The organism is Streptomyces sp. NRRL F-6676, assembly GCF_000725625.1.
Taxonomy (GTDB): domain Bacteria; phylum Actinomycetota; class Actinomycetes; order Streptomycetales; family Streptomycetaceae; genus Streptomyces.
Window position 1 is genome coordinate 46315 of the sequence record NZ_JOHS01000011.1, and the last position, 25916, is coordinate 72230.

General features: G+C 72.0%; 20 protein-coding genes. 12 read left to right on the forward strand and 8 right to left on the reverse strand.

The window, feature by feature from the left end; genetic code table 11:
* The first annotated feature begins 5 nt into the window (after positions 1–5).
* Genes nuoE through nuoN form a run of 10 tightly spaced genes read left to right on the forward strand, consistent with a single transcriptional unit; the run spans position 6 to position 13115 of the window.
* Positions 6–866: an NADH-quinone oxidoreductase subunit NuoE gene (gene nuoE, locus IO29_RS11000; protein WP_051707481.1), complete on the forward strand. Its 861-nt coding sequence runs from the start codon at positions 6–8 to the stop codon at positions 864–866.
* Positions 863–2251 (forward strand): NADH-quinone oxidoreductase subunit NuoF, encoded by a 1389-nt coding sequence (nuoF, locus tag IO29_RS11005; protein WP_420705359.1) that lies wholly within the window; start codon positions 863–865, stop codon positions 2249–2251. Before nuoE ends, nuoF begins: the two co-directional genes overlap by 4 nt.
* On the forward strand, positions 2248–4764 hold the full coding sequence (locus IO29_RS11010; RefSeq protein WP_030379760.1) for an NADH-quinone oxidoreductase subunit G: 2517 nt from the start codon (positions 2248–2250) through the stop codon (positions 4762–4764). Before nuoF ends, IO29_RS11010 begins: the two co-directional genes overlap by 4 nt.
* Complete coding sequence (gene nuoH / locus IO29_RS11015; RefSeq protein ID WP_030379761.1) at positions 4761–6140, forward strand: NADH-quinone oxidoreductase subunit NuoH; 1380 nt, start codon at positions 4761–4763, stop codon at positions 6138–6140. The genes IO29_RS11010 and nuoH overlap by 4 nt, the downstream gene beginning before the upstream one ends.
* Complete coding sequence (gene nuoI / locus IO29_RS11020) at positions 6133–6774, forward strand: NADH-quinone oxidoreductase subunit NuoI (RefSeq protein WP_030379762.1); 642 nt, start codon at positions 6133–6135, stop codon at positions 6772–6774. The genes nuoH and nuoI overlap by 8 nt, the downstream gene beginning before the upstream one ends.
* Positions 6771–7625 carry an NADH-quinone oxidoreductase subunit J gene (locus tag IO29_RS11025; RefSeq protein WP_051707476.1) on the forward strand — a complete coding sequence of 285 codons (855 nt, stop codon included), beginning with the start codon at positions 6771–6773 and terminating at the stop codon, positions 7623–7625. The genes nuoI and IO29_RS11025 overlap by 4 nt, the downstream gene beginning before the upstream one ends.
* Positions 7622–7921, forward strand: coding sequence for an NADH-quinone oxidoreductase subunit NuoK (gene nuoK, locus IO29_RS11030; protein WP_006138880.1), 300 nt, complete (start codon positions 7622–7624; stop codon positions 7919–7921). The genes IO29_RS11025 and nuoK overlap by 4 nt, the downstream gene beginning before the upstream one ends.
* A 15-nt stretch (positions 7922–7936) precedes the next feature.
* Positions 7937–9883, forward strand: coding sequence for an NADH-quinone oxidoreductase subunit L (nuoL, locus tag IO29_RS11035; RefSeq protein WP_030379764.1), 1947 nt, complete (start codon positions 7937–7939; stop codon positions 9881–9883).
* A gap of 5 nt (positions 9884–9888) precedes the next feature.
* Positions 9889–11460 (forward strand): NADH-quinone oxidoreductase subunit M, encoded by a 1572-nt coding sequence (locus tag IO29_RS11040; protein ID WP_030379765.1) that lies wholly within the window; start codon positions 9889–9891, stop codon positions 11458–11460.
* Entirely contained in the window at positions 11457–13115 is a 1659-nt protein-coding gene (gene nuoN / locus IO29_RS11045; RefSeq protein WP_030379766.1) for an NADH-quinone oxidoreductase subunit NuoN, read from the forward strand. The genes IO29_RS11040 and nuoN overlap by 4 nt, the downstream gene beginning before the upstream one ends.
* Before the next feature lie 85 nt (positions 13116–13200).
* Here nuoN and IO29_RS11050 read toward each other — a convergent pair whose 3' ends face one another.
* Positions 13201–13815 (reverse strand): Uma2 family endonuclease, encoded by a 615-nt coding sequence (locus tag IO29_RS11050; RefSeq protein WP_030379767.1) that lies wholly within the window; start codon positions 13813–13815, stop codon positions 13201–13203.
* Positions 13816–14001: 186 nt separating this feature from the next.
* Here IO29_RS11050 and recQ point away from each other — a divergent pair, with 186 nt between their 5' ends.
* Complete coding sequence (gene recQ / locus IO29_RS11055; RefSeq protein WP_051707477.1) at positions 14002–15918, forward strand: DNA helicase RecQ; 1917 nt, start codon at positions 14002–14004, stop codon at positions 15916–15918.
* A gap of 205 nt (positions 15919–16123) precedes the next feature.
* Here the strand turns inward: recQ and IO29_RS11060 are convergent, their stop codons facing one another.
* The 7 genes from IO29_RS11060 to fahA form a co-directional block, all read right to left on the reverse strand.
* Positions 16124–18937, reverse strand: a complete 2814-nt coding sequence (locus IO29_RS11060; protein WP_030379769.1) for a fumarate reductase/succinate dehydrogenase flavoprotein subunit — start codon at positions 18935–18937, stop codon at positions 16124–16126.
* A gap of 11 nt (positions 18938–18948) precedes the next feature.
* On the reverse strand, positions 18949–19809 hold the full coding sequence (locus IO29_RS11065; RefSeq protein WP_078618273.1) for an ABC transporter ATP-binding protein: 861 nt from the start codon (positions 19807–19809) through the stop codon (positions 18949–18951).
* Positions 19793–20689, reverse strand: a complete 897-nt coding sequence (locus IO29_RS11070) for an ABC transporter permease (RefSeq protein WP_030379771.1) — start codon at positions 20687–20689, stop codon at positions 19793–19795. The genes IO29_RS11065 and IO29_RS11070 overlap by 17 nt, the downstream gene beginning before the upstream one ends.
* The gene (locus IO29_RS11075; protein ID WP_030379772.1) at positions 20686–22026 is read right to left on the reverse strand and encodes an ABC transporter substrate-binding protein; all 1341 of its coding nucleotides are present in this window, start codon (positions 22024–22026) and stop codon (positions 20686–20688) included. The genes IO29_RS11070 and IO29_RS11075 overlap by 4 nt, the downstream gene beginning before the upstream one ends.
* Before the next feature lie 37 nt (positions 22027–22063).
* Positions 22064–22291, reverse strand: coding sequence for a 4Fe-4S dicluster domain-containing protein (locus IO29_RS11080; RefSeq protein ID WP_030379773.1), 228 nt, complete (start codon positions 22289–22291; stop codon positions 22064–22066).
* A 99-nt stretch (positions 22292–22390) separates the two neighbouring features.
* Positions 22391–23176 (reverse strand): GntR family transcriptional regulator, encoded by a 786-nt coding sequence (locus IO29_RS11085; protein WP_030379774.1) that lies wholly within the window; start codon positions 23174–23176, stop codon positions 22391–22393.
* 208 nt (positions 23177–23384) lie between these two features.
* Positions 23385–24608, reverse strand: a complete 1224-nt coding sequence (fahA, locus tag IO29_RS11090) for a fumarylacetoacetase (protein ID WP_030379775.1) — start codon at positions 24606–24608, stop codon at positions 23385–23387.
* A gap of 424 nt (positions 24609–25032) precedes the next feature.
* Here fahA and IO29_RS11095 point away from each other — a divergent pair, with 424 nt between their 5' ends.
* The gene (locus IO29_RS11095) at positions 25033–25848 is read left to right on the forward strand and encodes a Cof-type HAD-IIB family hydrolase (RefSeq protein ID WP_030379776.1); all 816 of its coding nucleotides are present in this window, start codon (positions 25033–25035) and stop codon (positions 25846–25848) included.
* The last annotated feature ends 68 nt before the right edge of the window (positions 25849–25916 follow it).

The window sequence follows — 25916 nt, forward strand, 5'->3', positions numbered from 1 at the left end:
TGGGCATGCCCGAGCTGCCCGCGCCCCCCTACCCGGACGACGTCCGCGCCCGGCTGGAACGGGACGCGCGCGAGATCGTCGCCCGCTACCCGGACTCCCGGTCCGCGCTCCTGCCGATGCTGCACCTGGTGCAGTCGGAGGAGGGATACGTCACGCGCACCGGCATGCGGTTCTGCGCCGACATGCTGGACCTCACCACCGCCGAGGTCACCGCCGTCGCCACCTTCTACACGATGTACCGGCGCCGGCCGAGCGGCGACTACCAGGTCGGCGTCTGCACCAACACCCTGTGCGCGGTCATGGGCGGCGACGCGATCTACTCCGCGCTCCAGGAGCACCTCGGCGTCGGCAACGGCGAGACCACCGACGACGGCAAGGTCACCCTGGAGCACATCGAGTGCAACGCGGCCTGCGACTTCGCCCCGGTCGTGATGGTCAACTGGGAGTTCTTCGACAACCAGACCGTGCAGAGCGCCAAGCGCCTCGTCGACGAGCTGCGCGAGGGGGCCGAGGTCTCCCCGACCCGCGGCGCCCCCCTGTGCACCTTCAAGGAGACCGCCCGGATCCTGGCGGGCTTCCCCGACGAGCGCGAGGGCGCCGTCGCGGCCTCCGGCGGCGCCGGACACGCCTCGCTGACCGGACTGCGCCTGGCCAAGGGGGAGACGGCCCCCGCGCGCGTGGTGCACCCGCGCGACGGCGGACCGCACGAGACACCGGGGGACCAGCCCCCGGACCGGGCGCCCGGGAACGCGGCACCGCACGACCCGTCGCCGAGCGAGCACCTCAGTTCGCACGACGCGCCCGAGGCCACATCGGCATCCGACCCGGCCCACCCGGCGGGCCCCGTCGCCGAGGAGGGGGAGTGATGACCTTGGCAGCCGAGGACGGCGGCACCACCCGCCCGCACGCGTTCGAGGACGGCGAGGGGACGAGCCCCGAGAAGCTGCTCGCACCCGTGCTGTCGGCCTTCTGGGACGAGGACGAGTCCTGGACGCTGGACACGTACCGCAGGCACGAGGGATACGAGGGGCTCCGCAAGGCGCTCGCCATGCCGCCGGACGACCTCATCGCGTACGTCAAGGAATCCGGACTGCGCGGCCGCGGCGGCGCGGGCTTCCCCACCGGGATGAAGTGGCAGTTCATCCCCCAGGGAGACGGCAAGCCGCACTATCTAGTTGTCAACGCCGACGAATCGGAGCCCGGGACCTGCAAGGACATCCCGCTCCTGTTCGCCAACCCGCACAGCCTCATCGAGGGCATCGTCATCGCGTGCTACGCCATCAGGTCGTCGCACGCCTTCATCTATCTGCGGGGCGAAGTCGTCCCCGTACTGCGGCGGTTGCACGAGGCCGTCCGTGAGGCCTACGCCGCCGGCTACCTCGGCAAGGACATCCTGGGCAGCGGACTCGACCTCGAACTCACCGTGCACGCGGGCGCGGGCGCGTACATCTGCGGTGAGGAGACCGCACTGCTCGACTCGCTCGAAGGCCGCCGCGGCCAACCGCGGCTGCGTCCCCCCTTCCCTGCCGTCGCGGGCCTCTACGCGTGCCCGACTGTGGTGAATAACGTCGAGTCGATCGCGTCGGTTCCCGCCATCCTGAAAAACGGCAAGGACTGGTTCAGGTCGATGGGCAGCGAGAAGTCCCCCGGCTTCACGCTCTACTCGCTCAGCGGCCATGTCGCGAGCCCCGGCCAGTACGAGGCCCCGCTCGGCATCACCCTGCGCCAGCTCCTCGACATGAGCGGCGGGATCCGCCCGGGCCACCGGCTGAAGTTCTGGACGCCGGGCGGCTCCTCGACGCCGATGTTCACCGAGGAACACCTCGACGTGCCCCTCGACTACGAGGGCGTGGGCGCCGCCGGCTCCATGCTCGGCACCAAGGCCCTTCAGTGCTTCGACGAGACGACCTGCGTCGTGCGCGCCGTCACCCGCTGGACCGAGTTCTACGCCCACGAGTCCTGCGGCAAGTGCACGCCCTGCCGCGAGGGGACCTACTGGCTCGTGCAGTTGCTGCGCGACATCGAGGCCGGCAAGGGCGTCATGTCCGACCTCGACAAGCTGAACGACATCGCCGACAACATCAACGGCAAGGCCTTCTGCGCCCTCGGCGACGGCGCCGCCTCCCCGATCTTCTCCTCCCTGAAGTACTTCCGCGCGGAGTACGAGGAGCACATCACGGGCCGCGGCTGCCCCTTCGACCCCGCCAGGTCGACGGCCTGGGCGGACCAGCACACGGAGGTGCACGCATGACCGTGACCACTGGCACCCCCTCGGGCGGGGGAGAGGCCGCGGTGCCGCCGGAGGACCTCGTCACGCTGACGATCGACGGCGCCGAGCTCAGCGTGCCCAAGGGCACCCTGGTCATCCGTGCCGCCGAACAGCTCGGCATCGAGATCCCCCGGTTCTGCGACCACCCCCTGCTCGACCCCGCCGGTGCCTGCCGCCAGTGCATCGTCGAGGTCGAGGGCCAGCGCAAGCCGATGGCCTCCTGCACCATCACGTGCACCGACGGCATGGTCGTCAAGACCCACCTCACCTCCCCGGTCGCCGAGAAGGCCCAGAAGGGGGTGATGGAGCTCCTGCTCATCAACCACCCGCTGGACTGCCCGGTCTGCGACAAGGGCGGCGAGTGCCCGTTGCAGAACCAGGCCATGTCGCACGGCCAGGCCGACTCCCGCTTCGACGGGAAGAAGCGCACCTACGAGAAGCCGGTCCCGATCTCCACCCAGGTGCTGCTCGACCGCGAGCGGTGCGTGCTGTGCGCGCGCTGCACCCGCTTCTCGAACCAGATCGCCGGCGACCCGATGATCGAACTGATCGAGCGGGGCGCGCTCCAGCAGGTCGGCACCGGCGAGGACGACCCGTTCGAGTCGTACTTCTCCGGCAACACCATCCAGATCTGCCCGGTCGGCGCGCTGACCTCGGCGGCGTACCGGTTCCGCTCCCGCCCCTTCGACCTGGTGTCCTCGCCGAGCGTGTGCGAACACTGCTCCGGCGGCTGCGCCACCCGCACCGACCACCGGCGCGGCAAGGTCATGCGGCGCCTGGCCGCCAACGACCCCGAGGTCAACGAGGAGTGGATGTGCGACAAGGGACGCTTCGCGTTCCGCTACGCACAGCAGCCCGACCGGCTGACCACGCCCCTGGTGCGCAATGCCGACGGCGTCCTGGAGCCCGCCTCCTGGCCCGAGGCGCTCGACGTCGCCGCGCGGGGGCTGCGGGCCGCCCGGGGCAGCGCCGGTGTGCTGACCGGCGGCCGGCTCACCGTGGAGGACGCCTACGCGTACAGCAAGTTCGCGCGCGTGGCCCTGGACACCAACGACATCGACTTCCGCGCGCGCGTGCACAGCGCCGAGGAGGCCGACTTCCTGGCCGCCCGGATCGCCGGGCACGGTCACAGCCTCGACGGCAACGGCGTCACGTACACCGCCCTGGAGAAGGCGCCCGCCGTCCTCCTGGTCGGGTTCGAGGCAGAGGAGGAGGCGCCCGGCGTCTTCCTGCGGCTGCGCAAGGCCTGGCGGGGGCACGGCCAGCGGGTCTTCGCCCTCGCCACCCACGCCACGCGGGGTCTGGAGAAGGCGGGCGGCACGCTGCTGCCGGCCGCGCCGGGCACCGAGACCGAGTGGCTGGACGCGCTGGCCGGCGGCGTCGGCCTGGAGGGCGACGGCGTCACGGCCGCCGAGGCGCTGCGCGGCGAGGGCGCCGTCATCGTCGTCGGCGAGCGGCTGGCCGCCGTGTCCGGCGGGCTCACCGCCGCCGTACGGGCCGCCTCCGCGACCGGCGCCCGGCTGGTGTGGATCCCGCGCCGGGCCGGGGAGCGGGGCGCCATCGAGGCGGGCGCGCTGCCCACGCTGCTGCCCGGCGGCCGTCCGGCCACCGACCCCCGCGCGCGCGAGGAGGTCGCCGCCGTCTGGGGCGTCGCCGCCCTCCCGCACCGCTACGGCCGGGACACCGGACAGATCGTGGAGGCCGCCGCCGCGGGCGAACTGCGCGCCCTGGTGGTCGCGGGCGTCGAGGTCGACGACCTGCCCGATCCGGCGCGCGCGCGTGCCGCACTCGACGAGGTCGGCTTCCTGGTCTCCCTGGAGCTGCGGCCCAGCGAGGTCACCGCGCGCGCGGACGTCGTCCTGCCGGTCGCCGCGGTCGTCGAGAAGGCGGGCACCTTCCTCAACTGGGAGGGCAGGGCACGCTCCTTCGAGGCCGCGCTCAAGCCCGACCAGATGACCCGCCGCCTGGCCCCCGCCGACGCGCGGGTGCTGCACATGCTCGCCGACGCCATGGACGTCCACCTCGGCCTGCCGGACCTGCGCACCGCCCGCGCCGAACTGGACCGGCTCGGCGCCTGGGACGGTGCCCGGGCCACCGACCCGGTCGAGGTGTCGGTCCCGCTGCCGCGCCCGGCCGCCGGTGAGGCGGTCCTCGCCGGCCACCGGCTGCTGCTCGACCGGGGCCGTCTCCAGGACGGCGACGAGGCCCTGGCCGGCACCCGGCACGCCGCCCACGCGCGCGTGTCGCCCGCCACGGCCGCCGAGGCGGGCATCAAGGAGGGCGACCTGCTCGCCGTCACCGGCCCGGCCGGGACCACGGAACTGCCGCTGGAGGTCACCGAGATGCCCGACCGGGTGGTCTGGCTCCCGCTGAACTCCGCCGGCGGGGGCGTCGCCTCGGACACCGGGGCGCTGCCCGGCGCACTCGTCCGCATCGGCCCGGCCACCCCCGCAGCCGACGCCCCGAAGGAAGCCCCGAAGGAGGTGGAGGCGTGACCGGGTACTTCGCCGCCGACGACCTGTCGATGTTCGGCACCGACCCGTGGTGGCTGGTCGTCGTCAAGGCGGTCTTCTGTTTCGCCTTCCTGATGGTGACCGTGCTGTTCTCGATCGTCTGGGAGCGCAAGGTCGTCGCCTGGATGCAGCTGCGCATCGGCCCCAACCGGCACGGCCCCTGGGGCATGCTCCAGTCGCTCGCCGACGGCATCAAGCTGATGCTCAAGGAGGACCTCGTCGTCAAGCGCGCGGACAAGGTGGTGTACGTCCTCGCGCCGATCGTGGCGGCCATCCCCGCGTTCATGGCGATCGCGGTGATCCCCTTCGGACCGGCCGGCAACGAGGTCTCGATCTTCGGCCACCGCACCGCGATGCAGCTCACCGACCTGCCGATCGCGATGCTCTACATCCTCGCGGTCGCCTCGGTCGGCATCTACGGCATCGTCCTGGCCGGCTGGAGCTCCGGGTCGACGTACCCGCTCCTCGGCGGTCTGCGCTCGGCCGCGCAGATGATCTCCTACGAGATCGCCATGGGCGCCGCCTTCGCCTCGGTCTTCCTGTACTCGGGCTCGATGTCGACGTCCACGATCGTCGAACAGCAGCAGGACCGCTGGTACATCCTGCTGCTGCCGGTCTCCTTCATCCTCTACATCGTCACCATGGTGGGCGAGACCAACCGCGCCCCCTTCGACATGCCGGAGTCCGAGGGCGACCTGGTCGGCGGCTTCAACACCGAGTACTCGTCCATCAAGTTCGCGATGTTCATGCTCGCCGAGTACGTCAACATGGTGACCGTCTCGGCCGTGTCCACCACGCTCTTCCTGGGCGGCTGGCGGGCCCCCTGGCCGATCAGCACCTTCTGGGAGGGCGCGAACCACGGCTGGTGGCCGATGCTGTGGTTCGTCGTCAAGGTCCAGCTGCTGCTGTTCTTCTTCATCTGGCTGCGCGGCACGCTGCCCCGCGTCCGCTACGACCAGCTGATGAAGCTCGGCTGGAAGGTCCTCATCCCGGTCTCCGTGGTCTGGCTGATGCTTGTCGCCACCGTGCGGGCGCTGCGGAACGAGAACTACGGCTTCACCGACATCGCCCTGTACGTCGCCGGCGGCGTCCTCGCGCTGCTGCTGCTCTCCTTCCTGTTCGACATGTTCCGCGACAAGGGCAAGGGCAAGGAGGGCCAGGAGCCCGCCGTCGAACAGACGGCGTTCGACCCGATGGCGGGCGGGTTCCCCGTGCCGCCGCTGCCCGGACAGTCGCTGCCGCCGGTGCCCAGGCGCCGCCCGGGCCGGGAGCGGGAGCTGATTGTCAGTGGCGGGTCCGATACTGCGAGTGACGATTCCCGAGCGACGCGTGACGGAAAGGAGGCGTCCGATGGCTGACGAGCGCAAGGACACCGATCCCGGTTTCCTCAACCCGGTGGCCGGCTTCGGCGTGACCTTCAAGGCCATGTTCAAGAAGCGGCTGACCGAGCAGTACCCGGAGCAGCAGAAGACCACCGCCCCGCGGTTCCACGGCCGGCACCAGCTCAACCGCCATCCGGACGGGCTGGAGAAGTGCGTGGGCTGCGAACTGTGCGCCTGGGCCTGCCCCGCCGACGCCATCTATGTGGAGGGCGCCGACAACACGGACGAGGAGCGCTACTCGCCGGGCGAGCGGTACGGCCGCGTCTACCAGATCAACTACGCCCGCTGCATCCTGTGCGGCCTGTGCATCGAGGCGTGCCCCACGCGCGCGCTGACGATGACCAACGAGTTCGAGCTGGCCGACTCCAGCCGCGCCAACCTCATCTACACCAAGGAGCAGCTGCTCGCCGGTCTCGAGGAGGGCATGGTCGACACGCCCCACTCGATCTTCCCCGGCACCGACGAGCAGGACTACTACCGCGGTCTGGTGACGCGTGCGGCGCCCGGCACGGAGCGTCAGGTGGCCGTCTCCAAGGGGGAGACGCCGCAGGAGGCCGCCTCCACCTCCGGCCCGGACGAGCCGGCCTCGGAGAAGGTGATCGGCCGATGACCCCGCTCGCCACCCTGGCCGCCCCCCTCGACGGCGGCACCGCGCTCGCGGCGTACTCCACGTCCACGGGCGAGGCCGTCCAGTTCTGGATCCTCGGCACCGTCGCGGTGATCGGCGCCCTGTGCACCGTCTTCATGCGCCGGGCCGTGCACAGCGCGCTCTCGCTGGCCGGCACCATGATCATCCTGGCGGTGTTCTACCTCGCCAACGGTGCCTACTTCCTGGGCGTCGTGCAGATCGTCGTCTACACCGGCGCGATCATGATGCTGTTCCTGTTCGTGGTGATGCTGGTCGGCGTCACGGCGGCGGACTCCCTCAAGGAGACCGTCAAGGGCCAGCGCTGGCTGGCCCTGTTGTGCGGCGTGGGCTTCGGCGTCCTGCTCCTCGGCGGCATCGGCAACGCCTCGCTCACCGAGTTCGACGGCCTGGGCGAGGCCAACGCCGGCGGCAACGTACAGGGCCTGGCCGCCCTGATCTTCACCAAGTACGTCTTCGCCTTCGAGATCACCGGCGCCCTGCTCATCACGGCCGCCGTCGGCGCCATGGTGCTCACCCACCGGGAGCGCACCGAACGGGCCCGCACCCAGCGCGAGCTGTCCGAGCAGCGGGTGCGCGAGGGCAAGCACCTGCCGCCGCTGCCCGCCCCCGGCGTGTACGCCCGGCACAACGCGGTGGACATCGCCGGTCTGCTGCCCGACGGCACCCCCTCCGAGCTGACCGTCAACCGGACGCTGCGCGAGCGCGGCCAGGTCCGTGACGTGTCGCACGAGGCGCTCGGTGACCTGAAGGCCCTGGAACAGCGCTCCGAGGAACGCCTGGAGCGCACGAGGAGCGGGGAGGGCACACAGTGAATCCCGTCAACTACCTGTATCTCGCCGCCCTGTTGTTCACGATCGGTGCCACCGGCGTGCTGATCAGGCGCAACGCGATCGTGCTCTTCATGTGCATCGAGCTGATGCTCAACGCCTGCAACCTGGCGTTCGTCACCTTCTCCCGGATGCACGGCAATCTCGACGGCCAGATCATCGCCTTCTTCACGATGGTCGTCGCCGCCGCCGAGGTCGTGGTCGGCCTCGCGATCATCGTGTCGCTGTTCCGTTCCCGCCACTCGGCCTCGGTCGACGACGCCAGCCTGATGAAGCTGTAAGGGGTCGGAAGAATCGTGGAGAACCTGATTGCGCTGCTGATCGCGGCGCCCCTGCTCGGAGCGGCCGTCCTGCTGTGCGGCGGCCGCCGCCTGGACGCCGTCGGCCACTGGATCGGCACGGTGCTGGCCGCCGCCTCGTTCGTGATCGGCGTGCTCCTCTTCGCCGACATGCTCGGCAAGGCGGCCGACCACCGCGCCGTCACCCAGCACCTGTTCAGCTGGATCCCGGTGGCCGGCTTCCAGGCCGACGTCACCTTCCGGCTCGACCAGCTCTCGATGACGTTCGTCCTGCTGATCACCGGAGTCGGCTCGCTGATCCACCTGTACTCGGTCGGGTACATGGAGCACGACGAGCGCAGGCGCCGCTTCTTCGGCTATCTGAACCTGTTCCTCGCGGCGATGCTGCTGCTGGTCCTCGCCGACAACTACCTGCTGCTGTACGTCGGCTGGGAGGGCGTGGGCCTCGCCTCCTACCTCCTGATCGGCTTCTGGCAGCACAAGCCCAGCGCGGCCACCGCGGCGAAGAAGGCCTTCCTGGTCAACCGCGTCGGCGACATGGGGCTGTCCATCGCCATCATGCTGATGTTCACCACCTTCGGGACCTTTGCCTTCACCCCGGTCCTGAACGGCGTGGACGGAGCCTCCCAGGGCAAGCTCACCGCGATCGCGCTGATGCTGCTGCTCGCCGCCTGCGGCAAGTCCGCCCAGGTGCCGCTCCAGTCCTGGCTCGGCGACGCCATGGAAGGCCCCACCCCGGTCTCCGCGCTCATCCACGCGGCGACGATGGTGACCGCCGGTGTCTACCTGATCGTCCGCTCCGGGGCGCTCTTCAACGCCGCTCCCGACGCGCAGCTCGTCGTCACGATCGTCGGCGCGGTCACGCTCCTCTTCGGTGCGATCGTCGGTTGCGCGAAGGACGACATCAAGAAGGCGCTGGCCGGCTCGACGATGTCGCAGATCGGCTACATGGTGCTCGCCGCGGGCCTCGGCCCCATCGGCTACGCCTTCGCGATCATGCACCTGGTGACGCACGGCTTCTTCAAGGCCGGACTCTTCCTCGGCGCCGGCAGCGTCATGCACGGCATGAACGACGAGGTCAACATGCGGCGCTACGGCGGCCTGCGGAAGTACATGCCGGTCACCTTCGTCACCTTCGGCCTCGGCTACCTCGCCATCATCGGCTTCCCGGGTCTGTCCGGCTTCTTCTCCAAGGACAAGATCATCGAGGCGGCGTTCGCCAAGGGCGGCACCGAGGGCTGGATCCTCGGCGGCGCGGCCCTGCTGGGCGCGGCCCTCACCGCGTACTACATGACGCGCGTGATGCTGATGACGTTCTTCGGCGAGGAGCGCTGGCGCGAGCGGCCCACCGCCTCCCCGGCCGAGCCCGACGTGGAACCGGCCGCCGAGGAGCGCGGCGAGCACGCGGAGCCGCACCCGCACGAGTCGCCCTCGGTGATGACGATCCCCATGATCGTGCTGGCCTTCGGCTCGGTCTTCGCGGGCGCCTTCTTCGGCATCGGGAACCGGTTCCTGCACTGGCTGGAGCCCGTCACCGGGCACGAGGAGGGCAACTCCCCGGTCAGCGCGGCGACGGTCACCGCGGCCACGCTGGTGCTGCTGGTCGTCGGCGCCGGCCTCGCCTGGCTGCAATACGGGCGCCGGCCGGTGCCGGCCACCGCCCCGCGCGGTTCGCTGCTCACCCGGGCCGCCCGGCGCGACCTGCTCCAGGACGACTTCAACCACGTCGTCCTGGTCCGCGGCGGCGAGCACCTCACGCGCTCGCTGGTCTACGTCGACCACACCCTGGTCGACGGCGTCGTCAACGGCTCGGCCGCCTCGGTCGGCGGTCTGTCCGGACGGCTGCGGCGGTTGCAGAACGGCTACGCGCGCTCGTACGCGGTCTCCATGTTCGGCGGTGCGGCGGTGCTCATCGCCTTGACCCTGCTGATGAGGGCGGTCTGATAGCGATGTCCTTTCCCCTGCTGACAGTGACGGCGGCGCTCCCCGCGGTGGGAGCGGTCGCCACGGCCGCCGTGCCGGCCGCGCGGCGCACCGCGGCCAAATGGCTGGCGCTGGCCGTCTCGCTGGCCACCCTCGGCCTGGCCATCGCCATCCTGGTCCGCTTCGACCCCGACGGCGACCGGTACCAGCTCACCGAGTCGCACGCCTGGATCAGCGACTTCGGCGTCCGCTACGAACTGGGCGTCGACGGCATCGGAGTGGCGCTTCTCGCGCTGACCGCGCTGCTGATCCCGTTCATCGTCCTGGCGGGCTGGCACGACGCCGACCCCCTGGAGACCGGCAGCAGCCGCTGGCGACCCACCCAGGGCTTCTTCGCGCTGATCCTGGCGGTCGAGGCGATGGTGATCCTCTCCTTCGAGGCCACCGACGTCTTCCTCTTCTACATCTTCTTCGAAGCCATGCTGATCCCCCTCTACTTCCTCATCGGAGGCTTCGGGGACCGCGCCCACCAGGGCGGCGAGGAGACGGCGTCCACCCAGCGGTCGTACGCCGCGGTGAAGTTCCTGCTCTACAACCTGGCCGGCGGACTGATCATGCTGGCCGCGGTGATCGGCCTCTACACGGTCACCGGGAACTTCTCCCTCCAGGAGATCGCCGAGGCGCGGGCGAACGGCTCGCTGGACATGGCGACGAGCACCGAACGCTGGCTGTTCCTCGGCTTCTTCTTCGCCTTCGCGGTGAAGGCGCCGCTGTGGCCGCTGCACACCTGGCTGCCCAACGCCATGGGGGAGTCCACCGCCCCGGTCGCGGTGCTCATCACGGCCGTCGTGGACAAGGTGGGCACCTTCGCGATGCTGCGGTTCTGCCTCCAGCTGTTCCCGGAGGCGTCGAAGTGGGCCACCCCGGTGATCATGGTCCTGGCGGTGATCAGCATCATCTACGGGGCGCTGCTCGCCGTGGGCCAGCGCGACATCAAGCGTCTGATCGCCTACGCGTCGATCTCCCACTTCGGCTTCATCATCATGGGCATCTTCGCGATGACCAGCCAGGGCCAGTCCGGCGCGACGCTCTACATGGTCAACCACGGCATCTCGACCGCCGCGCTGCTGCTGGTGGCCGGCTTCCTGATCTCGCGCCGCGGCTCGCGGCTGATCGCGGACTACGGCGGGGTGCAGAAGGTCGCGCCGGTCCTGGCCGGCACGTTCCTGATCGGCGGTCTGGCCACGCTGTCGCTGCCGGGGCTCGCCCCGTTCGTCAGTGAGTTCCTGGTCCTGGTCGGCACCTTCACCCGGCACCCGGTCATCGGGATCGTCGCCACCTTCGGCATCGTCCTCGCCGCGCTCTACACCCTCGTCCTCTACCAGCGGACGATGACGGGCCCGGTGAAGGCGGAGGTCGCCACGATGCCGGACCTGAAGGTGCGCGAGCTGGTGGTCGTGGCCCCGCTGATCGCCCTGCTGCTCTTCCTGGGCGTCTACCCGAAGCCGGTCGCCGACCTCGTCAACCCGGCGGTCCAGCACACGATGTCCGACGTACACAAGACAGATCCCAAGCCCGACGTGGAGGCGGCACGGTGAGCACAGCAGCCGTCCACAGCCTGTGGACAACCGCGGCGGCCACGGCCGACCCGATCTCCAAGATCGACGCACCCAAGATCGAGTACGGCCAGTTGTCGCCCACCCTGATCGTGCTGGGCGCGGCACTGATCGGGGTGCTCGTCGAGGCGTTCGTCCCGCGCAAGAACCGGTACTACGCGCAGGTGTTCGTGTCCGTGGTGGCGCTGTGCGCCGCCTTCGCCGCGGTGATCGCCCTGGCGGCCGACGGATTCGGCACCACCAAGGCGCATGTCGCCGCCATGGGCGCCATCTCCGTCGACGGACCGTCCCTGTTCCTCCAGGGCACCATCCTGCTCGCCGGACTGCTCGGCGTCTTCACCTTCGCCGAGCGCCGGCTCGACCCGGCCGCGCACGGCAACCGGGTCGACTCCTTCGCCGCGCAGGCGGCCTCCGTGCCCGGCAGCGACAGTGAGAAGGCCGCCGTCAAGGCCGGGTTCACCACGACCGAGGCGTTCCCGCTGCTGCTCTTCGCGATCGGCGGCATGCTGGTCTTCCCCTCCGCCAACGACCTGCTGACGCTGTTCGTGGCCCTGGAGGTCTTCTCGCTGCCGCTGTACCTGCTGTGCGCCCTGGCCCGCCGCAAGCGGCTGATGTCGCAGGAGGCCGCGGTCAAGTACTTCCTGCTCGGCGCGTTCGCCTCGGCGTTCACCCTGTTCGGCATCGCACTGCTGTACGGGTACGCGGGCTCGGTGTCGTACGCGCGGATCGCGCAGGTCGTCGAGGGCACGGTCACCGATGTGGACCCGGCGCTCGCCGGCACCATGGGGAACGACGCGCTGCTGCTGGTCGGCGCCGCGATGATCGTCATGGGGCTGCTGTTCAAGGTGGGCGCGGTGCCGTTCCACATGTGGACCCCGGACGTGTACCAGGGCGCCCCGACCCCGGTCACCGGGTTCATGGCGTCCGCGACCAAGGTGGCCGCGTTCGGCGCGCTGCTGCGGCTGCTGTACGTCGTCCTGCCGGGGATGCGCTGGGACTGGCGGCCGGTGATGTGGGCGGTGGCGATCGTCACCATGCTGGGCGGCGCGATCGTCGCGATCACCCAGACCGACATCAAGCGGCTGCTGGCGTACTCGTCGATCGCGCACGCCGGCTTCATCCTCGCCGGTGTCATCGCGACCACGCCCGACGGCATCTCGTCCGTGCTGTTCTACCTGGCCGCGTACTCCTTCGTGACGATCGGCGCGTTCGCGGTGGTCACCCTGGTCCGCGACGCGGGCGGCGAGGCCACGCACCTGTCCAAGTGGGCCGGTCTCGGCCGCCGCTCGCCCCTGGTGGCGGCGGTGTTCGCGGTCTTCCTGCTGGCCTTCGCGGGCATTCCGCTGACCTCCGGGTTCGCGGGCAAGTTCGCCGTGTTCAAGGCGGCGGCGGAGGGCGGCGCGATGCCGCTCGTCGTCGTCGGCGTGATCTCCTCGGCGGTCGCCGCGTTCTTCTACATCCGGGTGATCGTGCTGATGTTCTTCAGCCGCCCGAACCCGGAGGGCCCGACGGTCGCGGTCGCCTCCCCCATGACGACGATGGCCATCGCCGCGGGCGTCGCCGTCACGGTCGTCCTGGGCGTGGCCCCCCAGTACTTCCTGGACCTGGCGAGCCAGGCGGGGGTGTTCGTGCGCTGACGGCTCGGTTCTCGGCGTGGCTGCGGCCCGGTACCCCGTTCTCCACGGGGTACCGGGCCGCTTGGTGCGTCCGGACGGCGCGCGGCTATTCGCTGGGCTCCCGGCGCATCCTGATGCCGGTGAGATCGAGGTCCACGGGGAAGGGCGCGTCCACCTTCATGCGCTCGCGGAAGATGCCCACACTGGTGTACGCGCCGGTGGTGGGCTCCAGTTCGAAGGCGTGCACCGCGGCCCGGCCCTTCTCGTTCTCCACCCGCCAGTAGTGGGCGATTCCGGCGCGGGCGTACTTCAAGGGCTTGGTCTCCCGGTCACGGGAGACGGAATCCTCCGAGACGACCTCCACGGCCAGCAGGACGGCCTCCGCCGGGAACCGGGTCTGCTCCGGGTCCTGCACCACGTCCGCACGGATCACGATGACGTCCGGCTCCGGGCGGTTCTGGCGGTCGACGTCGATGGTGATCTGCCGGAAGACCTCCAGGTCCGCGGGCGCTCGGGACTGGAGCCGCCACTTGAGGAAGTCGACGACGCGCTCGTGGAACAAGGTCTGCGGAGCGGCGAAGATCAGACTTCCGTCGATCAGCTGTGTGTGCGGAGGCAGATCCGGGAGCCGGTCGAGGTCCTCGGCGGTCCAGCCACCCTCGGGTGGCCTCGGCCAGACGGGCCCGGACTTCTCCGATGCGACGCTCGTCGGTGCTCCCATGGAACGGAGTATCGCCGGGGAGCGCGGACATCGAGGCGGAAACGGATGTGCTCCACACGTACGTGTGAACGACTGCCGCGTTCTTGACCTGCTGTGCGGGGTGGGCCTGTGGATAACTCCGGGGCTGTCGGCGCGGGCGCCTATCGTGGACGCAGTGGTCGAGGGACGACGTACGGGGGACGAGCGATGCACGGGATGGGCGGGACGGCTGTGATGACCGACGTAGGCGTACCGGCGGCGGGCGGTGACGGCGAGGCGCTGGCCACGCTGCACCGGGTCTTCGGGTACGACGCCTTCCGCGGCGAGCAGGAAGCGATCATCGAGCACGTCGTCGCGGGCGGCGATGCCGTGGTGCTCATGCCGACGGGCGCCGGAAAGTCCTTGTGCTACCAGATCCCCGCCCTGGTCAGACCGGGTACGGGCGTCGTGATCTCGCCGCTGATCGCGCTGATGCAGGACCAGGTGGACGCCCTGCGGGCGCTGGGCGTGCGTGCCGGGTTCATGAACTCCACGCAGGACTTCGACGAGCGGCGGATGGTCGAGGCCGAGTTCCTCGCCGGCGAGCTCGACCTGCTCTACCTGGCACCCGAGCGGCTGCGCCTGGAACCGATGCGCGAGCTGCTCTCCCGCGGCAAGATCTCGGTCTTCGCGATCGACGAGGCGCACTGCGTCTCCCAGTGGGGCCACGACTTCCGCCCCGACTACCTCGCCCTGTCCCTGCTCGGCGAGCGCTGGCCCGACGTGCCGCGCCTCGCCCTCACCGCCACGGCGACGCACGCCACGCACCGGGAGATCACCGAGCGGCTCGGCATGCCGGACGCCCGCCACTTCGTGGCGAGCTTCGACCGGCCCAACATCCAGTACCGCATCGTGCCGAAGGCGGAGCCGAAGAAGCAGCTCCTGTCCTTCCTGCGCGAGGAACACCCCGGTGACGCGGGCATCGTGTACTGCCTGTCGCGCAACTCCGTGGAGAAGACCGCCGAGTTCCTCAGCGCCAACGGCATCGAGGCCGTGCCGTACCACGCGGGCCTGGACGCGGGCACGCGCGCCGCCCACCAGTCCCGCTTCCTGCGTGAGGACGGCCTGGTCGTGGTCGCGACCATCGCTTTCGGCATGGGCATCGACAAGCCGGACGTCCGGTTCGTCGCCCATCTGGACCTGCCGAAGTCGGTCGAGGGCTACTACCAGGAGACCGGCCGCGCGGGCCGCGACGGACTGCCCTCCACGGCCTGGATGGCGTACGGCCTGAACGACGTCGTCCAGCAGCGCAAGCTGCTCCAGTCCGGCGAGGGCGACGAGACGTTCCGCAGACGGGCCGCCTCCCACCTCGACGCCATGCTCGCGCTGTGCGAGACCGCCCGCTGCCGCCGGGGCCAGCTGCTCGCCTACTTCGGCCAGGACGCGGCGGCCGAGGCCTGCGGCAACTGCGACACGTGTCTGACTCCGCCGGACACCTGGGACGGCACGGTGGCCGCGCAGAAGGTGCTCTCCACGGTGTGGCGGCTGGAGCGGGAGCGGCGGCAGAAGTTCGGCACCGGCCAGATCATCGACATCCTGCTGGGCAAGCGCACGGCGAAGGTGATCCAGTTCGACCACGACCAGCTCTCGGTGTTCGGCATCGGCGACGAGCTGGCCGAGGGCGAATGGCGGGGCGTGGTGCGGCAGTTGCTGGCCCAGGGGCTGCTCGCGGTCGAGGGCGAGTACGGCACGCTGGTGCTCACCGAGGAGAGCGGGGCGGTGCTGTGGCACGGGCGGGAGGTGCCGCTGCGCAAGGAGCCGAAGAAGCCGGCGGCGCCCCGGTCGTCCGGCGGCGGCCGGGGCGAGCGCAAGGCACGGGCGGCGGCGCCCGAACTCCCGGCCGAGTTGGTCCCCGCGTTCGAGGCGCTGCGCGCCTGGCGCGCCGACCAGGCCCGCGAACAGGGCGTCCCCGCGTACATCATCTTCCACGACGCGACCCTCCGCGAGATCGCGACGGCCCGCCCCACCACGGTGGCGGAACTGGGCGCGATCAGCGGAGTGGGCGAGAAGAAACTGGCGACGTACGGGGAGGGGGTACTGGGGGCGTTGGCGTCCGTGTCGGGAGCGGCGGAGGAGGAGATATAGCCGCGCCGGGCGCGTTCCGCGAGGGGCCGGGGCCCCGTCAGAGGCGCGGGGCTGTATTGGATCCGCGGCTCCGCCGCGGCGGGTGCGAGCAACCACGACGGACCCGCGCTCGCGGGGAGGGCCGAGCCCCGTCAGGGGCGCGGGGAACTGCGCGAGCAACCACTGACCCACCCGCACCCGCGCACGCACCGAGCCCCCCGAGCTCTCAGGCGCCCCCGACCCGTGCCGCATACGCACGGACGTCCGCGTCCGTATCCGTAACGGCCGTGGCCAGCGCCGCCCGCGCGGCCGCCACGGCGCCGGGCCCGCCGGCCGCTTCGGGCGCGCCCGGCACCCCGCGCTCCGTATGCCGGAGCAACGCCAGCACCGCCGCCTTGCGGACGTCCGCGTTGGGGTCGGCCAGGGCCTTGGCCAGCGCGGGGACCGCGACGTCGGGGTCCGCGGCGCCCAGCGCGGTCGCGGCACCCACCCGCACCTGCCACGCACCGTCGGCCAGCGCGGCGACGGCCCGCCCGGCGAACGGCGCCGAGCATCCCGTGGCCGCCAGCGCCTCGAAGGCCGCCCCGCGCACCAGGGCGTCCGGGTCGCCGGTGAGCGGCTCCAGCGCGGCGAGGAGGCCGCCCGCACCGGAGCCGGCGGACGCGGACACTCCGACCGTGCCCAGCGTGGCCAGGGCCTTGGCCACCGCGACCCGGACCTCGCGGGAGGAGTCGGCGGCGGCCCGGGCCAGGGGGCCGGCCGCGTCCACGGACACCAGGGCGCGGACCGCCTCGACGCGGACGGCGATGTCCGCGTCGTCCAACGCCCCGGCGTAGATCCCGGCGTCGCCCAGGCGCAGGGCGCGCAGGACGTCGAGGGCGGCGGCCTTGACGACGGGGTCGGGCCCGGCGAGGGCGTGGACGAGGGGCTCGCGCAGGGCCGGCTCCGCCGGGAGCGTCTCCACGAGCTCCCGCAGCGAGGCGGCGGCGGTGGCGCGCACGTCGGCGTCGGCGTCGGACAGGGCACCGGCGAGCGCCGGCCCGGTACCGGGCGGCACGGTCTCGGTGAGGACGGTGACCGCGACCCGGCGCACCGGGGCGGCCGGGTCGCCGAGGAAGGGCAGCAGGGCGTCGAGATCGGGTTCCTCCTCGGCGAGGGCGAGAAGCCCGAGCAGCCGGGGCGAGGCCAACGCCTCGGCGCCTCCGCCCACGCCGCCCGCACCGGCGTCACCGGCCGCCGCGTCGGCCGGACCGCCGGCCGCGACCGGTGCCGCGTCCCGCGCGCCGGCCGTGGCGACCTGCTCGGGATGGACCTCGCCGAGCAGCCGGGCGGGGCCGCCGGTCGGGGTGAAGCCCTCGACCGGCACCAGGTACGGCTCGACCGGCCGTGCCGTGAAGACCATCGAACCGGAGGGGGACTTGTGCAGATCGAGATGGTGGAACCAGGAGTCGTCGTCGCGCGCGGGGATGTCGACGCGCTCGTGGTAGAGGCCCCAGCGGGACTCCGTACGGGCCAGCGAGGACCGCGCGGCCATCTCCGCGCAGTCGCGGATGAAGGAGACCTCGGCGCAGCGCATCAGCTCGTGCGGGGTGCGCGCGCCCATCGACGCGATGTCACCGCGCATCCGCTCGAACGCCTCCAGCGCCAGCGACAGCCGGGCCCCCGACTTCGGCGGTGCCACGTAGTCGTTGACGAAGCGGCGCAGCTTGTACTCGACCTGGGTCTGCGGCGGACCGTCCGGATGGCGCAGCGGACGGTAGATCAGCTCGTGCGCCTCGCGCACCTGGTCGTCCGGCAACTCGCCCCGGTAGGCCGTGTACTGGGCGGCGTCCGCACCCGCGAGATCGCCGAAGACGAACGCGCCGATCATGTAGTTGTGCGGCACGCACGCCATGTCACCGGCGGCGTACAGCCGGGGCACGGTCGTACGGGCGTGGTCGTCGACGCGGACCCCGGAGGCGGAGTGGCCGCTGCACAGGCCGATCTCGGAGATGTGCATCTCGACGTCGTGGGTGCGGTAGTCGTGGCCGCGCCCGGCGTGAAAGGTGCCGCGGGTGGGGCGCTCGGTGGAGTGCAGGATCGACTCCAGCGCCGAGACCGACTCCTCGGGCAGATGGCTCAGCTTCAGGTACACCGGCCCCCGGTCGCTGGCCACCTCCGCCGCGAACTCGGACATCATCTGTCCCGACCAGTAGTCGGAGTCGACGAAGCGTTCGCCGTGCCGGTTGACCTGGTAGCCGCCGAACGGATTGGCGACGTAGGCGCAGGCGGGGCCGTTGTAGTCCTTGATCAGCGGGTTGATCTGGAAGCACTCGATGCCGGTGAGCTCGGCGCCCGCGTGGTACGCCATGGAGTAGCCGTCACCGGCGTTGGTGGGGTTCTCGTAGGTGCCGTAGAGGTAGCCGGAGGCGGGCAGGCCGAGCCGGCCGGCGGCGCCGGTGGCGAGGATCACCGCCCCCGCGCGGACGGTGACGAACCGCCCGGAGCGGGTGTGGAAGCCCGCCGCGCCCACGGCCCGGCCCCCGGCCGTCAGCACGCGCACCGGCATCACCCGGTTCTCGATGCGGATCCGCTCCCGCATCTCGCGCCGCCGCAACTGCCGGTAGAGGACCTTCTTGACGTCCTTGCCCTCCGGCATCGGCAGCACGTACGAACCCGAGCGGTGCACCTGCCGCACCGCGTACTCGCCGTGCTCGTCCTTCTCGAACTTCACCCCGTACGACTCCAGCCGCCGCACCATGTCGAAGCCGCGGGTGGCGGTCTGGCGGACGGTGGACTGGTCGACGATGCCGTCGTTGGCGCGGGTGATCTCGGCGACGTAGTCGTCCGGCTCGGCACGGCCGGGGATGACCGCGTTGTTGACGCCGTCCATGCCCATGGCGAGCGCGCCGGAGTGCCGGACGTGCGCCTTCTCCAGCAGCAGTACGTCCGCGCCGTGCTCGGCGGCCGTCAGCGCCGCCATCGTGCCGGCCGTGCCGCCGCCGATGACCAGGACGTCGCAGGACAGCTCTTCGGCGTCGGTGAGGGCGGGGATGTCCACGGGGCTGCCTCTCAGTTCTTGGGGGGAGCGGAGGAATCGGCGGGGGCGGAGGAATCCGCTCCGGGCTCCCGGCGGTCCCCCAGCGACTCCAGGACCGTGCGCCGCAGGGCGACGCGGGCCGGGTCGTCGTGGGCGGACCGGTCGCGGGGGCGCGGGACCTCGCGCACGCCGAGCAGCCGGCCCGCGCCGAGCAGCGCCACCCGGTCGCCGAGGAACAGCGCCTCGTCCACGTCGTGGGTGACGAAGACGACCGTGGCGCCGGTGCCGCGGAGCACGTCCACCAGCAGGTCCTGCATCCCCGCGCGGGTCTGGGCGTCCAGCGCGCCGAAGGGCTCGTCCATCAGGACGGCACGCGGGGCCGCCGCCAGCGCGCGGGCGAGCTGGGCGCGCTGGCGCTGCCCGCCGGAGACCCGGTGCGGCAGCTTCCGCGCCTGCTCGGTGAGGCCGACCCGGCCCAGCCAGGCCTCCGCCTGCGTCCGGCGCTCGGCGCGGGTCAGTCCGGCGATGGCGAGCGGGAGTTCGACGTTGGCGCGCAGGGTGCGCCAGGGCAGCAGGGCGTCCTCCTGGAAGACCAGGGCGCGTTCGGCGGCAGGGCCGGTGAGCGGCAGGCCGTCCTGCTCCACCGTTCCGTCGAGTGCCGGGAGCAGCCCGGCGAGGGTGCGCAGCAGCGTCGACTTGCCGCAGCCGGAGGGGCCGACGACGGTGAGGATCTCGCCGGGCGCCACGTCGAGGCCGACGCCGGCGAGCGCGGGCGCGCCGGGCCTGCCGAGGGCGGCGCCCCGGAGCGCGAGCCCCGCACCGCGCGCCGGGGCCGCCGCGACGGCTCCGGGCACGGTGCCGGATGCCCGGCGGACGTCAGATGAGCTGGTCATGCGGGACCGCCTCCTCGGTGGTCGGCTGCTGCGGCAGGGAACCGGAAGCGGTGCGCGTACGGACCGCCCGGGACGCCCGGGAACCGCGCGGCGCCCGGGGCGTCCGTGCGCCGGGTACGTACGACGTACGCGGCAGCCAGCGCGTGAGCCGGCGCCCCAGCAGCTCCACGGCGGTGGACGTGACCCAGCCGAGGACGCCGATGGTGACCATGCCGACGAACACGCCGGGGTAGTCGACGACGGTGTAGTCCTGCCAGGTGCGGTAGCCGACGCCGTACTGGCCGGAGATCATCTCGGCGGAGATCACGCAGATCCAGGACACCCCGATGCCGACCGAGAGCCCGCCGAAGATGCCGGGCAGCGCCCCCGGCAGCACCACCGAGCCCAGCACCCGCCACCGGCCGCCGCCCATGGTCCGCACCGCCTCCTCCCAGACCGGGACCAGCGCGCGCACCGCGTGCCGGGTGGAGACCAGGACCGGGAAGAAGGCGGCGGTGCAGGTGATGAAGACGATGCCCTGCTCGTTGGAGGGGAACAGGAGGATGGCGACGGGGACCAGGGCGATCGCCGGGACCGGGCGGATCACCTCCAGGACCGGGCCGAGCAGATCCTCGGCGAGCCGCGAGCGGGCCACCAGCACGCCCGCCGCGACCCCGAGCACGGCCGCGAGGACGAAGCCGAGGACGATCCGGGTGAGGCTGTCGGTGAGGTCGGTCCAGTAGTCGGGTCCGGACAGCCGGTCGGCGAAGGCGCGGGCCACGTCGGTGACGGTGGGGAACTGCGAGAAGCGCAGCCACACGTCGACGTCGTAGGCGGTCAGCACCTGCCAGAGGCCGAGGGCGGCGGCGAGCGAGGCGATCCGCAGCAGATACCGGGTCATGAGGCCAGCTCCCGCGCCGTCGCGTACGAGACGGTACGGGCGCCCGCGTGCGCGGCGGTGTACGCCTTCGCGGTGTCCGGGGTGACGAACGGCAGCAGCCGGCCGCCGTCGGCCACCCACACCGCCTTGTCGGCGAACCACAGGGTGCCGGTGGCGGTGTCGGGCACGTAGGCCGCGCGGAGGTCCTTGCCGTGCCCGGCCGTGTACTTCAGCAGGGCGTCAGGGGAGCGGAAGCGCTTGGTGGCGTCGGCGCCCTTGGGCCAGGCCTCGCTCGCGGCGGCGGGCGGGCCGGCGGCGAGCCTCTTGGCGTAGGAGGCGCCGAGGGCCTTCTTGACATAGGAGTCGTCGACGAAGGAGTCCACGTCGATGTCGCCGGTCAGCTTGGCGGCCTTCAGGATCGAGACGTCCTGCTTCAGCGCGGAGATCAACCGCGGTTTGACGCTGGGGTCGAAGGTGGCGATGCCGTGGGCGCCGTTGTAGAGGTAGACGACCTCGGCGGGCAGCCCGGTGGCCTTGGCGACCTTCTCGGCGGCGGCCACCGGGTGGTCGTCGAGGTAGTCGGTCGCCTCCGTCTGGGCCTTGAGGAACGCCTGAAGGACGGCGGGGCGCCGCTCGGCGAAATCCTTGACGACGGTGACGCCGTGGAAGGTGGGCAGGTTCAGCTCGGCGCCGTCGTACAGGGCCTTGGCCTTGCCCTGGTAGGCGAGCAGTCCGGGCCAGGCGACGAACTGCGAGAGGGCGTCGACGCTGCCCGAGGAGAGCGCCGAGGCACCCACCGCAGGCTGCTGGTTGAGCTTCTCGACGCCCTTGTCCGGGTCGATCCCGGCGCGTTGCAGGGCGCGGACGAGTGTGCCGTCGGCGGCGGAGCCGATGCTGGTGGAGACCTTCTTGCCCTTGAGGTCCTTCAGGGAGGCGAGCGTCGAGTCCGGGTCGGTGACGATGGTGTTGAGGCCGCCGCGGAGGTTGTAGCCGGTGACGGAGACCAGCCGGGTCGGCTTGTTGAGCTGCGTGCCGCGGGCCGCGTTGATCAGCAGCGGGAAGTCGCCCATCGAGCCGATGTCGATCTTCCCGGCGGTCATCTGCGCGGTGATCGGGGCGCCGGTGGCGTAGTCCTGCCACTGGACCTTGTAGTGCTTGCCGTCGCCGAGGGAGTTCAGCTCCTTCTCAAAGTAGCCGAGGGAGCGCAGCAGTGTGCCGGCGGTGACGGTGTTGATGGTCTTGGACTGGTAGCCGACGGTGACGGTGACCGTGGAGCCGTCCCCGGCCGCCGCGTTGCCGCCGCAGGCGGTGAGCGGCAGCAGGAGCACGGCGGCCGCGGCGGCTGCCTTGGGTTTCATGAGGGTTCGGGCCTCTCGCCGGAGCGGGTCGATGAGTTCAGCGGAGCAGGTAGGGCATGTTGACCGTGACGGCTCCGGTGGGACACCGGGCCGCGCACGGGCCGCAGTACCAGCACTCGTCGACGTGCATGTACGCCTTGCCGTTGCTCTCGTCGATGGCGAGGGAGTCCAGCGGGCACATGTCCACGCAGAGCGTGCAGCCGTCGATGCACTTGGACTCGTCGATGGTCACGGGCACGTCGGCCCGCTGGGGCGCCAAGGCCATGGCTGTCTCCGATGAGGTCGTACGACGGAAGAGGACGAAGAGGATGGAGAGGATGGAGAGGGCAAGGGGGGCGGAGAAGGCGGAGGGGCGGAGGGGGGATTAATGCAGGGAGCGGCGCAGCTGGCCGCTCATGGTGATGCGGTCGCCGCGGAAGCGGATGAACTCCAGGTCGACGGGGCGGCCGTCGGCGAGGTGGGTCAGCCGCTCCAGCATCAGGACGGCGGCGCCGCGCGGCGCCTGGAGCACGGCGGCGGAGTGGGCGTCCGCGTTCACCGCCTCCAGGGTGATGTCGGCGTGGCCGAGCGGCTGCCCGGTCACGGCCTCCAGGAGCCGGAACACGTCGGTGTGCTCCAGGTCGGCGCCGAGCAGGGAGGTGCCGATGTCGAGGGGGACGTAGGTGAGGTCGAGGGAGAGCGGAAGGCCGTTCAGACGGCGCAGGCGCTCGATGCAGAGGACGTCGGCGCCGGCCGGGAGGCGGAGCCGCTCGGCCACCGGGGCGGGCGCCGCGGCGGGGCCCATGGTGCGGACCTCGTTGGTGACGTCGCCGTGTTCGTGCAGGGTTTCCGCGAGGCCCATCAGCCGGTCGAGGCCGTGCGGGTACTTGCGGGCCACGACGACCGTGCCGACGCCGGGGAGCCGGTCCACCAGGCGCTCGGCGCGCAGCAGGTCCAGGGCCTGGCGGACGGTGTTGCGGGAGGCGGCGTACTCGGTGCCGAGGGCGGCCTCGTGGGGGAGGGAGCCGGTGGGGAAGCCGCCGGTCAGGATCTGCCGGCGCAGCAGGTCGGCGAGCTGCCGCGCCCGGTCCGCGCGCAGCCGGCGCCGGCGGGCGGCGACGGTGGTCGCGCCCTGGCCGGCGTGGTCCCGGATGCGGTCGGTGGGTGGCATGCGGGGAACCCTACTGAAACAGTGGGGTATGGGGTGTTGCCGGAGTGTTGCGCCATGTGGGGGAGCGTCAGATCACGGGCTGACCTGGGGTTTCGCGGGGGAGGGGGTGAGATGCGCCACCGGGACGGCCTCTCCTCGCCGCCGTGACGGCCTCTCCCCGCCGCCGTGACGGCCTCTTCCGGCCCTCTCTCCCGCCGCGTTCCGCGCCCTACCGTTCGCCCGGGACGATCCGCCCCGACACCTCACCGAGGCCCACCCGGGCCCCGTCCGGCCCGGGGGCCCATGCCGTGAGCGTGACCTCGTCGCCGTCCTGGAGGAACGTACGGTCGCCCCCGGGCAGTGCCAGCGGGTCCCGGCCGTTCCAGGTCAGTTCGAGCAGCGAGCCCCGTTCACGCGGCCCCGGTCCGCTGACCGTCCCCGACCCGTACAGGTCGCCCGTCCGCAGCGAGGCCCCGTTCACCGTCATGTGGGCGAGCTGCTGCGCGGCCGTCCAGTACATCGTGGCGAACGGCGGTTCGGACACCACGTGGCCGTTGACCGCGACGGACAGCCGCAGGTCGTAGCCGCCGGGCCCCTCGTCGGAGCCGGAGTCGTCCAGGTACGGCAGCAGCGCGTGCGTACGCTCCGGCGGGGCGACCCGCGCCTCCTCCAGGGCGTCGAGCGGGGTGATCCACGCCGACACCGACGTGGCGAAGGACTTGCCGAGAAACGGGCCGAGCGGCACGTACTCCCACGCCTGGACGTCCCGGGCCGACCAGTCGTTGAGCAGGCACAGCCCGAACACGTGGTCGCGGAAGGCGGCCAGCGGCACGGGCCGGCCCAGCGGTGAGGGCGTCCCGACGACGAAGCCGACCTCCGCCTCGATGTCGAGCCGCACCGAGGGACCGAACACCGGTTCGGCGTCGGTCGGCGTCTTGCGCTGCCCGGACGGCCGTACGACCTCCGTGCCGGACACCACGACCGTGCCCGAACGCCCGTGGTAACCGATGGGCAGGTGCTTCCAGTTCGGGGTGAGGGAGTCGGCCGCGTCCGGGCGGAAGATCTGCCCGACGTTCCGCGCGTGGTGCTCGGAGGAGTAGAAGTCGACGTAGTCCGCGACCTCGAAGGGCAGATGGAGCCGCACCCCGGACAGCGGGTGCAGCAGTCCGGCGACCGCCTCCTGGTGGGAGGGGACGGTGACCCACGCGGTCAGCGCGCGCCGGACGTCGGACCAGGCGGTGCGGCCCGCGGCCAGCAGCGGGTTCAGCGTAGGCCGGGCGAGCAGCGAGGCGTACGGCGAGCCGAGGGCGAGGGCCGCCGCGCCCGCGTCGAGCACGTGGTCGCCGAGCCGGACGCCGACCGTCCGCGCGGTGCCGCCGGGCGGGGTGAACACGCCGTAGGGGAGATTGTGCGGGCCGAAGGGGTCGCCCTCGGGGACGTCGAACGGGGGCATGCGGTGCTGCCTCGCTTTCGTGCGCGCCGGGCGGGGACACGGCTCCCGCTGGTGGCGGGCGGACGCGTTCCCGGTGGTCGCGCCACACGTTACGGCCGAGTCGCCCGCCATGGGCAGTGGGCGGGGCGGGTGCGGGCGGGACGGCGCGCAGTGGGCGGGGCGGGTGTGGGCGGGACGGCGCGCAGTGTGCGCGATGGGTGTTGACGGGCCGGCGGGCAGTTCGCGGGAGGTGTGTTGACGGGTCGGCGGGCAGTGCGCGGGACGGATGTTGACGTGAGACGGGCGGTACGCGGGGCGGGTGTTGGCGGACGGCGTAGGCGCCGTGCGCCAACTGTCGTTGTCGGGCCGGTCGTTGCACACGAGAAAGCGGACGTCGTCCGGTTCGGGGCGGGTCGGTGGGGCGTGACATCCGTATTCTCTGATCATGGCCGCACCCACCGCATATGCCCTCATCGCCACTGACCTGGACGGAACGCTGCTGCGCGGCGACGACACGCTCTCCGACCGGTCCCTCGCCGCGCTCGCGCGGGTGGCCGCGGCCGGGGCGACACACCTGGTGGTGACGGGGCGGCCGGCGCCGAGGGTGCGCCCGCTCCTGGAGGACCTGGGCGGTCAGGGGCTCGCGGTGTGCGGGCAGGGCGCGCAGTTGTACGACGCCGGCGCGGACCGGCTGCTGTGGTCCGTCACGCTGGACCGCGAGCTGGCCGAGACCGCGCTCGGCAAGGTGGAGGCCGAGGTCGGCGAGGTGTACGCCGCCGTCGACCAGGACGGCGCGGACGGGCTGACGCTGATCGAGCCCGGCTACCTCATGCCGCACCCCACCCTGCCGGCCGTACGGGTCGGCCGGCGCGACGACCTGTGGGCCGAGCCGATCAGCAAGGTGCTGCTGCGCCACCCCTACCTCTCCGACGACGAACTGGCGGCGGCGGCCCGGGGAGCGGTCGGTTCACTGGCCACGGTCACCATGTCGGGGCCGGGGACCGTCGAACTCCAGCCATGCGGCGTGACGAAGGCGACCGGGCTCGCGCTGGCGGCCGAGCGGCTGGGGCTGTCCCCGGCCGAGACTCTCGCCTTCGGGGACATGCCCAACGACATCCCCATGTTCGACTGGGCGGCCCACGGCGTGGCCATGGCCAACGCCCATCCCGAACTCAAGGCGGTCGCCGACGAGGTCACGGCGTCGAACGAGGACGACGGCATCGCCGTCGTCCTCGAACGCCTCTTCCCGGGCCGGGCCTGAAGCCCGTACGACCCCCGTCCCGGGCGGCCGGGTCCCTGGGGGCAACCGGGCCCCTGGGGGTCGGCCGG

Coding starts and splice junctions, on each gene's coding strand:
- IO29_RS11080 (WP_030379773.1), bottom strand. CDS start 22,291: ATGGCCTTGGCGCCCCAGCGGGCCGACGTGCCCGTGACCATCGACGAG.
- nuoE (WP_051707481.1), top strand. CDS start 6: ATGCCCGAGCTGCCCGCGCCCCCCTACCCGGACGACGTCCGCGCCCGG.
- IO29_RS11010 (WP_030379760.1), top strand. CDS start 2,248: ATGACCGTGACCACTGGCACCCCCTCGGGCGGGGGAGAGGCCGCGGTG.
- IO29_RS11025 (WP_051707476.1), top strand. CDS start 6,771: ATGACCCCGCTCGCCACCCTGGCCGCCCCCCTCGACGGCGGCACCGCG.
- IO29_RS11095 (WP_030379776.1), top strand. CDS start 25,033: ATGGCCGCACCCACCGCATATGCCCTCATCGCCACTGACCTGGACGGA.
- IO29_RS11085 (WP_030379774.1), bottom strand. CDS start 23,176: ATGCCACCCACCGACCGCATCCGGGACCACGCCGGCCAGGGCGCGACC.
- fahA (WP_030379775.1), bottom strand. CDS start 24,608: ATGCCCCCGTTCGACGTCCCCGAGGGCGACCCCTTCGGCCCGCACAAT.
- IO29_RS11075 (WP_030379772.1), bottom strand. CDS start 22,026: ATGAAACCCAAGGCAGCCGCCGCGGCCGCCGTGCTCCTGCTGCCGCTC.
- recQ (WP_051707477.1), top strand. CDS start 14,002: ATGCACGGGATGGGCGGGACGGCTGTGATGACCGACGTAGGCGTACCG.
- IO29_RS11040 (WP_030379765.1), top strand. CDS start 9,889: ATGTCCTTTCCCCTGCTGACAGTGACGGCGGCGCTCCCCGCGGTGGGA.
- IO29_RS11050 (WP_030379767.1), bottom strand. CDS start 13,815: ATGGGAGCACCGACGAGCGTCGCATCGGAGAAGTCCGGGCCCGTCTGG.
- IO29_RS11065 (WP_078618273.1), bottom strand. CDS start 19,809: ATGACCAGCTCATCTGACGTCCGCCGGGCATCCGGCACCGTGCCCGGA.
- nuoI (WP_030379762.1), top strand. CDS start 6,133: ATGGCTGACGAGCGCAAGGACACCGATCCCGGTTTCCTCAACCCGGTG.
- IO29_RS11070 (WP_030379771.1), bottom strand. CDS start 20,689: ATGACCCGGTATCTGCTGCGGATCGCCTCGCTCGCCGCCGCCCTCGGC.